Consider the following 3,399-nt stretch of genomic DNA (forward strand, 5'->3'; position numbering starts at 1 on the left):
AGGTGTCGGCGAAGTCCCAGTCGCGCTGATCGTGGCCGGGGACGGCCATGATCGCACCGGTGCCGTAGCCCAGCAGCACGTAGTCGGCGATGAACACCGGGATGGGTTGGCCGTAGGCAGGATTGGTTGCATAGGCACCGATGAACACGCCGGTCTTGGTCTTGTTCTCCTGGCGCTCCAGGTCCGACTTCGCCGCGATGGACCGCCGGTAGTCCGCGACCGCCTCGGCCGGGGTGGCGGCGCCGCCGGTCCAGCGTTGGTCGACGCCGGCCGGCCACTGCGCGGCCGTCAGCCGATCGACGAGTTCGTGCTCGGGTGCCAGCACCATGTAGGTGGCACCGAAGAGGGTGTCCGGCCGGGTGGTGAACACCTCGATATCGGCATCGCCGGCGGCGAAAAAGACCGAGGCGCCGGTGGATCGGCCGATCCAGTTGCGCTGCATGGCCTTGACCTTGTCCGGCCAGTCCAGCACGTCGAGGTCTTCCAGCAGCCGGTCGGAGTAGGCGGTGATGCGCATCATCCACTGCCGCAACCGCTTCCGGAACACCGGGAAGTTACCGCGCTCGCTGCGGCCGTCAGCGGTGACCTCTTCGTTGGCCAGCACGGTGCCCAGCCCGGGGCACCAGTTGACCATCGAGTCGGCCCGGTAGACCAGCCGGTAGCCGTCGACGACATCGGCCCGCTCCCCGGCGCTCAACTCGGCCCAAGCGCGGCCGTCGTCCAGAGTCCTGGTGCCGCTGTGGAATTCGGCGATCAATTGGCCGATCGGACGGGCCTTGTTCACCGCCGGGTCGAACCAGGCGTTGTAGATCTGCAGGAAGATCCACTGCGTCCAGGTGTAGAAGTCGACGTCGGTGGTGGAGAAACTGCGGCGCTGATCGTGGCCGAGTCCCAGCCGACCGAGTTGGCGCCGGAAGTTCTCGATGTTGGCCTCGGTGCGGGTGCGCGGGTGCGTGCCGGTCTGCACGGCGTACTGCTCGGCCGGCAGGCCGAAGGAGTCGAAACCCAAGGCGTGCAGCACATTGCGTCCGGTCATCCGGAAATAGCGGGCGTAGACGTCGGTGGCGATATAGCCCAGCGGGTGACCGACGTGCAGGCCCTCCCCGGACGGGTAGGGGAACATGTCCTGGACGAACATCTTGTCGGCCGGCACCGCGGCGCCGTCAGCCGGCGCCAAGGAGCCCACCGGATTGGGTACGTTGAAGGTCCCCCAGCGCTGCCAGTTGTGTTGCCATTCGCGCTCGATACGGTCCGCCAACTCCGCGCTGTAGCGATACGGAGGTACATCGGTGCCGTCAGCGTCGCCCCGGCCGCTCGCAGAGCTGTTCGCAGTGGTCATCGGCGATTCCGTCACGCAGACAGGGTATCGGGGCGCCGACCGACGACGATGCGGAGCGTAGCGACGAGGAGAAGTCGGACAATCAAGCCGCGCCGGGCAACGGCTCGGTATCGGTTGCGTCGCGGGGTGGTCAGGGGTTGGTTCCAGGTCGGTTCCAGCGCTGTCCGACGCGTCCGGCGGCTGGTTACAGTCGGGCACGGAAGTGGGCTGCGCACCTCAACCGCGCCGCCCAGCCGTTCGAACAAGGACGTCAACGATGAACACGAATGCCCGTAATTGGCGGGTAGTGCTCGGTGGAGTGGCTGCAGGAACTGCGGCCGTCATCGGGTTCGCCGGCGCCAGCGCCTCGGCTGAGCCGGTCCTGCCCCCTCCGCCGGCACCCGCCCCCGCGACGGTGACCCAAACCGTCACCGTCACCTCCGCCCCCGCCGCGCCGGCGGCAGCGGCCCCCGCTACCGAGCCCCCGGCCCCGGCCACCCCGGCCGCGGTCGCGAGCCCGGCCGCCGTGGCAGCCGAACCCGCTGTCCCCCCGATAGCTCCGGCCACCTCCGGCACCATCGCGGAATTCCTCAAGGACAAGGGCGTGACGATCGAGCCGCAGAAGGCGGCCGGGTTCACCGCCCTGAACATCGTGCTGCCGGTACCACCGGGCTGGAGTGTGGTGCCCGACCCGAACGTGCCCGACGCCTTCGGCGTGATCGCCGACCGCAAGGGCGGCGACGGGCTCTACACCTCCAACGCCCAGCTGCAGGTCTACAAGCTGGTCGGCGAGTTCGATCCCCGCGAGGCGATCAGCCACGGCTTCGTCGACAGTCAGAAGCAGCGCGTCTGGCAGTCCACGTCGGCCTCGATGGCCGAGTTCGGCGGTTTCCCGTCGTCGATAATCACCGGCACCTACCGCGACGGCGACATCACGCTGAACACCTCGAAGCGGTACATCATCGCCAAGTCCGGTGCCGACCAGTACCTGCTCGCGCTGTCGGTGACGACCGCGGCCAACCAGGCGGTGGCCGCCTCCCCGGCGACCGACGGCATCCTCAACGGATTCCGGGTAACCGACCCAGCTGCGCCGCCCGCCGCTGCACCCGCCCCGGCGGCCGCGCCGGCCGCTCCGGCACCCGCCGCACCGCCGGCCGCTCCGGCACCCGCCGCACCGCCGGCCGCTCCGGCACCCGCCGCACCGCCGGCCGCTCCGGCACCGGCCGCGCCGCCCGCACCCGCGGCCGCTGTTCCGCCGGTCTCGGCGATGGTCCCGCCGCCGGTCACCGACCCGGCCACCGCGGTCGCGGCGACGGTGCCCGCTGGGTAGAAGGCGGCCCGCGGCTCGTATTGTGGGGCCATGACTGTCGCGGCGCTGGTGTGCCTGGGCCTGGCCGTGCTGATCGGCGGGTCCGGCCTGTGGACCTTGACCCGGCCGGCTCCGACCGACCTCACCGGACAGGTGGTGCGCGCGGTGGCGCCCACCCAGGTGGCGGCCGGGGTGATGCTGGCCGCTGCCGGGCTGGTGGCCTGGGCCGCTCCGTCGCCCATCCGGTTGATCGGCTTGATCGTCGGCGTGGTCGGTGCGATCGCGACCCTGGTCGCCGGCTCCTGGCAGAGCGCCCGCTACGTCGAGCGCAAGCAGGCCGGCGGCGGCGGCTGCGGATCCGGTGACGGGTGCGGCGGCTGCGCGAAAGTGTGCGGCTCCTGACGGACCGCCGCCACCGATCTAGTTGCGGCTGAGGTCGATCGGGTGGCTGGCCAGCAACGGCAACGGCATGGGCTGGCGGCGCAACGCGCGCGACCACAGGTCCACCCGGGGTTGCACCAGCACGTCCGACGGTAGAGCGGACAGCACGATCCAGTCGTCGCGCTCGATCTCGCCCTCCAATTGCCCGATGGTCCAACCCGAGTAGCCGGCGAAGATGCGCACGCCCTCGACCGCTGTGGCGATCAGCTGGGGGTCGGCGTCGAGGTCGATCATGACGATGCGGCCGGAGACGTGCCGCAGACCGGTCATGCCGTCGGGGTCCACCCCGACGCGCAGGGTTCCCAGGCACAGCGCGGAGTCCCGCTTGACC

General features: G+C 70.6%; 4 protein-coding genes. 2 read left to right on the forward strand and 2 right to left on the reverse strand.

The window, feature by feature from the left end:
- A partial coding sequence (locus tag ADBZ6I_RS16690; RefSeq protein ID WP_526385813.1) for a class I tRNA ligase family protein occupies positions 1-1,354 on the reverse strand: 1,354 nt, incomplete at its 3' end.
- A gap of 241 nt (positions 1,355-1,595) precedes the next feature.
- Here ADBZ6I_RS16690 and ADBZ6I_RS16695 point away from each other — a divergent pair.
- Positions 1,596-2,648 carry an LpqN/LpqT family lipoprotein gene (locus ADBZ6I_RS16695; protein ID WP_526385815.1) on the forward strand — a complete coding sequence of 351 codons (1,053 nt, stop codon included), beginning with the start codon at positions 1,596-1,598 and terminating at the stop codon, positions 2,646-2,648.
- A 30-nt stretch (positions 2,649-2,678) separates the two neighbouring features.
- On the forward strand, positions 2,679-3,029 hold the full coding sequence (locus ADBZ6I_RS16700; RefSeq protein WP_526385817.1) for a hypothetical protein: 351 nt from the start codon (positions 2,679-2,681) through the stop codon (positions 3,027-3,029).
- Positions 3,030-3,047: 18 nt separating this feature from the next.
- Here the strand turns inward: ADBZ6I_RS16700 and ADBZ6I_RS16705 are convergent.
- Positions 3,048-3,399: YqgE/AlgH family protein (locus ADBZ6I_RS16705; protein WP_526385819.1), on the reverse strand; the 352-nt coding region annotated here is incomplete at its 5' end.

This window comes from Mycobacterium sp. (assembly GCF_044342925.1).
Taxonomy (GTDB): Bacteria; Actinomycetota; Actinomycetes; order Mycobacteriales; family Mycobacteriaceae; genus Mycobacterium.

What these genes read in the sequence shown, in the direction of transcription:
- ADBZ6I_RS16695 (WP_526385815.1), top strand. Translation starts at nt 1,596, where the DNA reads ATGAACACGAATGCCCGTAATTGGCGGGTAGTGCTCGGTGGAGTGGCT.
- ADBZ6I_RS16700 (WP_526385817.1), top strand. Translation starts at nt 2,679, where the DNA reads ATGACTGTCGCGGCGCTGGTGTGCCTGGGCCTGGCCGTGCTGATCGGC.